A 5023-nucleotide genomic window follows, 5' to 3' on the forward strand; every position below is an offset into this window, starting at 1 on the left:
GGGGGACGAAGAGGCGGACCACGGCGACTTCCTTGGAGGAGGGGCGCGAAGGATTCAGCAGGCCCCGCCCGGACACAAGGGACACGCGGCCGACGCTCCTGTTATGGCCCGCGACGCCCATGTCCACCTTCACCATCGAGTCCACCCGCTCCGGCTTCGTCGAATCGTTCCACGTCGTCTCCGCCGCGGTGGTGGACGCGGAGGGCACGCTCGTCGCGGCGTCGGGCGACCCGGACCGCGTCACCTTCTGGCGCTCGGCGGCCAAGCCCTTCCAGTCGCTGCCCCTGGTGCAGGACGGCGCGGCGGACCGCTACGGCTTCGGCCCGCGCGAGCTGGCGCTGGCGTGCGCGTCCCACTCCAGCGAACCCGTGCACCGCGCGCTCGCGATGCAGATGCTGCGCGCGTGCGGCTGCGAGGAGCACCAGCTCGCGTGCGGCCCGCATCCGCCGCTGTCGCCCACGGTCGCGGAGGAGGCGCTGCGCACGGGCGTGGTGCTCACGCCCAGGTGGAACAACTGCTCCGGCAAGCACGCCGGCATGCTCGCGCTCGCCCGTCACCACGGGTGGGACCCGCGGGGCTACGCCAGCGCCGGCCACCCGGTGCAGGAGCGCATCCACGACGAGGTGGCGAAGTGGACGGGCCTGCCGCGCGACGCGTTCGTGAAGGGCGTGGACGGCTGCCTCGCGGTGGCCCTGGCCCTGCCCCTGCGCGCCATGGCCACGGCGTGGGCCCGCTTCGGCATCTCCGAAGAGCCGTCCGCGCGCCGCCTGCGCGAGGCGATGCTGGCGCACCCGGAGCTCGTGGGAGGCAAGGGGCGCGCGTGCACCGACCTGCTGATGGCCTTCCGGGGCGAGGTCGTGGTGAAGATTGGCGCGGAAGGCGTCTACTGCGCCGCGCTGCCCCGCGCCCGGCTGGGCGTGGCCCTCAAGGTGGAGGACGGCGACGCGAGGTGCGCCGCGCCCGCGCTCCTCGCGGTGCTCCAGGCCGTGGCCGCGCAGCAGGGCATCGCGCTGTCCCTGGCGGGGCTGGAACACCACGCGGAGCCGCGCCTGCTCAACACCCGGGGTGAAGTGACGGGCACCCTGCGCGCGGTCGGAGAGCTCGGCTTCGCCTGAAGCCCCTGAAGCCCGGGACGGGCGCTGTAGCGCGGAAGGTCACACGCGCCGGGCTGCCCGTAACCCGTCCCGCTACAACCCGGGGCCCCTGCACCCCGGGCCTGGGAGAGGCGAAGGGCAGGCACGCGGACTGCAATGACTCCCGGCACACGGCGGGAGTCGCGAGGACCTGAGGTACAGGGGGAAAGCCTCGCGAGTCCAAGGATGGGGTCGGGTTGGCGGACGACGGTTCGCGGCCCGACCCCCCTTTGTTTCTGGCGTCCGTCAGCGCTTCAAGTCGATGCGCACCCACTCGCCCTGCTGCGCGCCCGCGAGCACCGTGCACCCGAGCTTCCGGAACGCGGCCTCCACGTCCACGCGCTGGTGCGCGAGCACGCCGGCCAGCACCAGCCGGTCCTTTGCCTTGGCGACGATGAGGGGCGCCAGTTCAATCAGCGTGTTGGCCAGGATGTTGGCGAGCACCAGGTCGAAGGTGCCCGGCACCTGCGTCAACTCACGCTCGGAGATGTCCAGGTCCGGCGTCGCGTTGTCGGTGCAGTTCTCCCGCGCCAGCTCCACGCAGACGGGGTCGTTGTCGGTGCCGACGACGGTGCCCGCGCCCAGCTTCTTCGCGGCGATGGCGAGCACGCCCGTGCCGGTGCCCACGTCCAGCACGCTCGCGCCCGGGTGCGTGGTCATGAAGTCGTCCACCGCCGCGAGGCACAGCGACGTGGTGGGGTGGTCCCCCGTGCCGAAGGCCATCTTCGGTTCAATGACGATGCGCACCTTGTCCTGGGGCGCGCTCTCCGCCTCCCAGGGCGGGCCCACCCAGAGGCGGCCCACCTGCACGGACTTGATGAGCGACTTCCACTCATTGCTCCAGTCCTGCTGGGGCTGCTCGTCCAGGGTCACGCGCGCCTTGGGGTGGGACTCCACCACCTCGTCGCGGGCGGCCTCCGCGGCGGCGCGGTCCTCGAAGTAGGCGACGACGATGGACTCCCCCGTGGCGGGGATGCGCATGCCCGGCATGATGGGCATCTCGTGGTCGCGGACCTCCAGGCCCAGGGCGCCGGCCTCGTGGAGGAGGTCCTGGAGGATCTCGGACGCTTCCTCCGCGATATCCACGGTGAGTGACAAGTAGGTCTGGGACATGGCGCCCCTTCTACCCCAGCCGGTGCGATGGGGAAGCGCCGTCGGCGCCTCCCCACCTGACTGTCACGGCCCGACGACGGCCATGGCCATGCGGTTGAAGTCGATGACCCGCCGGGCCACCGCCTGCACGTCCGCCGCCGTCACCTTCGCCACGTGCTCGGAGTAGTGCAGGAAGTTCTCCAGCCCCACGCCGTAGCAGGTGTCCAGCGCCAGCAGCATCGCGCGCGAGCTGTTGCGCTGCAGGTCGATCTCATACGAGCCGATGATGTGCTGCTTGGCGCGCTCCAGCTCCGCCTCCGGGATCGGCTCGTCGCGGATGCGCTCCAGCTCCGCGCGCATGCCCGCCAGCGCCGCGTCCACCTTCTCCGGGCTCGTGCCCATGTAGACGGCGAAGTAGCCGGGGTCCAACCCGTCCATCGCGAAGCTGCTCACGCTGTAGGCCATGGAGCGCTTGTCGCGCAGCTCGACGAAGAGCCGCCCGCCCTGGCCCGACAGCACCGTGGACAGCACGTCCAGCGGGATGCGCCACGGGTCCGTCAGCCGCGCGGCCTGGAAGCCCATCACCAGGTGCGTCTGTGCGCGCGCGAGCACCTTCTTCTCCACGCGCGGGGACTCGGGGGGCGCCTCGGGCACCACCTGCTTCGGGGGCACCGCGCCGCCGCGCGACTTGCCGAAATACTCGCGCGCCAGCGCCAGCACCTCCTCCACGCGCACGTCGCCCACCACGCTGAGCGTCATCTGCGACGGATCCATATGCGCCCGGTGATAGGCCCGCAGCTGGTCCGGCCCCAGCTTCTCCACCGACGCCTGCTCGCCCGCGAGCGACAGCCGGTACGGGTGCTCGCGGAACATCGTCTTCGAGAACAGCTCGAACGCCACGCCGGACGGCTTGTCCTCGCGGGTGAGGATGTCCTGGAGCAGGAGCGCGCGCTCGCGGGCCACCTCCTCCTCGCGGAAGGCGGGGTTGAGCAGGCAGTCGGCGAACAGCCGGAAGCCCGGCTCGAAGTAGCGCGACAGGAACTCCGCCCGCAGGCTCACGGAGTTGCGGCCGCCCTGCGCGCTCAGGCTGCCCGCGTACAGGTCCCCCAACTGCGAGACATCATCCGCGCTGAGCGTGGGAGTGCCCCGCGTGAGGGTGCGGCTGAGCAGCGTGGTGATGCCGTTGTCGGCGGGCGTCTCGTAGCGCACGCCGCCGGAGAAGGCCGCGCGCATCGCGAACAGCGGCACGTGGGGCTCCACGCGCACCACCAGCGTCGCGCCGGAGGGCAGCTTCTCCTGGAACACCTCCGAGCGCGCGGCGCCCACCGTGCTGCGGGCCGGACGCGCCGGGGCCTCGGGCGGCGCCTGACGGGCGGTGCGCTCCGGGGGCAGCAGCACGGGACCCTTGGCGGCCTCGTCCAGCGCCGCGTGCACCTGGGCCTCCGTCATCTCCGCGGACGCGGGCACGAGCGCGGTGACGACGGCGTGCTCCAGCCGCAGGTACTTCTCCGCCACGCGGCGCAGGTCCTCCGGCTTGAGGCCGCGGATGTCCTCCATGTAGCGGGCCTCGGACTCCAGGCCGCCGGGGCTCGTCTGGTACGAGCCCTGGTTGCGCGCGGTGCCCTGCACCGTCTCCTTGCGGAAGATGGCCTCCGCCTCCAGCACCGCCTTGACCGTGCGCAGTTCCTCCTCCGACACGGCCGTGGCGCGCATCGCCTCCAGCACGCGCGCCGTCTGCGTGAGCGCCTTGAGCGCCTGCGCGGGCGGCAGCGTGAGGCTCACGGAGAAGATGCCGGGGTCCTTGGGCGTGTACGCGGAGGCGTGCACGTCGTTGACCAGGTGCTGCCGGCGCTTCACCTCGCGCACCAGCCACGACGAATCCCCCTGACCGGCGATCATCGCCAGCACGTCCAGCGCGGGCACGTCCGGGTGCTCCAACCGGGGGATGGCGAAGGCCAGGTGCAGGTAGGCCTCCTTCACGTCCTCGGCCTGCACGACGACGCGCCGGCCGGTGGGAGCGGGGTCGAGGGGACGCGGCACCGGGCCCGCGTAGGGCCGGCCCCAGTCACCGCCGAAGATCTCCTCCACCCACTGGCGCAGCTCTGGCTCGCGCAGGTCGCCCGCCACCGACAGCACCAGGTTCTGGGGCGTGTAGTGCCGGTGGTAGAACTCCAGCACCTTCTCGCGGGTGAAGCTGCGCACGCTCTCCTCGGTGCCGATGACGGGCAGCCGGTAGGGGTGCGTCTGGAACGCGGTGGAGAACAGCGCGCGCGAGGCCCGACGCGACGGCGAGTCGGAGCTGCGCTTGATCTCCTCGCACACGACCTCGATTTCGCGCGCCAGCTCGTCCTTGTCGAACGCGGAGCGGCGCACCGCGTCCCCCAGGATGTCCAGGCCCGTGCGGGCGAACTGGCTGGCGATGACGATGTGGTAGACCGTCTGGTCGAACGACGTCCAGGCGTTGATCTCCCCTCCGTGCGCCTCGATGTCGCGGGCAATCTCACCGGGGCCGCGCCGCTCGGTGCCCTTGAAGAGCATGTGCTCGTGCAGGTGGGCGAGTCCTGCCTGGTCCGGACGCTCGTCCGCGCTGCCGGCCTTGACCCAGACCTGGAAGGCCGCGACCTTGGCGGCGTGCTGCTCTTCGAAGACGACGGTGAGACCGTTGGGCAGGGCGTAGCGAATGGCCATAGGGAGCGTCCGAAGCTGTCACCGCCCCCCCCTGGGAGGCAAGGCGAGGTGTGCGAGGTGTGATGTTTGCCCCATTGGCTAACGTCCTGCCCCTCCCGCGTCGAGCGGAC

At 71.8% G+C, this 5023-nt stretch carries 3 protein-coding genes; 1 reads left to right on the forward strand and 2 read right to left on the reverse strand.

What is annotated here, in order from left to right; all coding sequences use genetic code 11:
• Window positions 1-119 precede the first annotated feature (119 nt).
• The gene (locus D7V93_RS37590; RefSeq protein WP_120647911.1) at window positions 120-1115 is read left to right on the forward strand and encodes an asparaginase; all 996 of its coding nucleotides are present in this window, start codon (window positions 120-122) and stop codon (window positions 1113-1115) included.
• 264 nt (window positions 1116-1379) lie between these two features.
• Here the strand turns inward: D7V93_RS37590 and D7V93_RS37595 are convergent, their stop codons facing one another.
• Together D7V93_RS37595 and D7V93_RS37600 are read right to left on the reverse strand one after the other, a co-directional pair.
• Window positions 1380-2246: a 50S ribosomal protein L11 methyltransferase gene (locus tag D7V93_RS37595; protein ID WP_120647912.1), complete on the reverse strand. Its 867-nt coding sequence runs from the start codon at window positions 2244-2246 to the stop codon at window positions 1380-1382.
• A gap of 63 nt (window positions 2247-2309) precedes the next feature.
• The gene (locus D7V93_RS37600) at window positions 2310-4913 is read right to left on the reverse strand and encodes a M16 family metallopeptidase (protein WP_120647913.1); all 2604 of its coding nucleotides are present in this window, start codon (window positions 4911-4913) and stop codon (window positions 2310-2312) included.
• Window positions 4914-5023 lie beyond the last annotated feature (110 nt).

It is taken from the genome of Corallococcus llansteffanensis (assembly GCF_003612055.1).
Classification (GTDB): Bacteria; Myxococcota; Myxococcia; order Myxococcales; family Myxococcaceae; genus Corallococcus; species Corallococcus llansteffanensis.

What these genes read in the sequence shown, in the direction of transcription:
- D7V93_RS37590 (WP_120647911.1), top strand. Translation starts at nt 120, where the DNA reads ATGTCCACCTTCACCATCGAGTCCACCCGCTCCGGCTTCGTCGAATCG.
- D7V93_RS37595 (WP_120647912.1), bottom strand. Translation starts at nt 2,246, where the DNA reads ATGTCCCAGACCTACTTGTCACTCACCGTGGATATCGCGGAGGAAGCG.
- D7V93_RS37600 (WP_120647913.1), bottom strand. Translation starts at nt 4,913, where the DNA reads ATGGCCATTCGCTACGCCCTGCCCAACGGTCTCACCGTCGTCTTCGAA.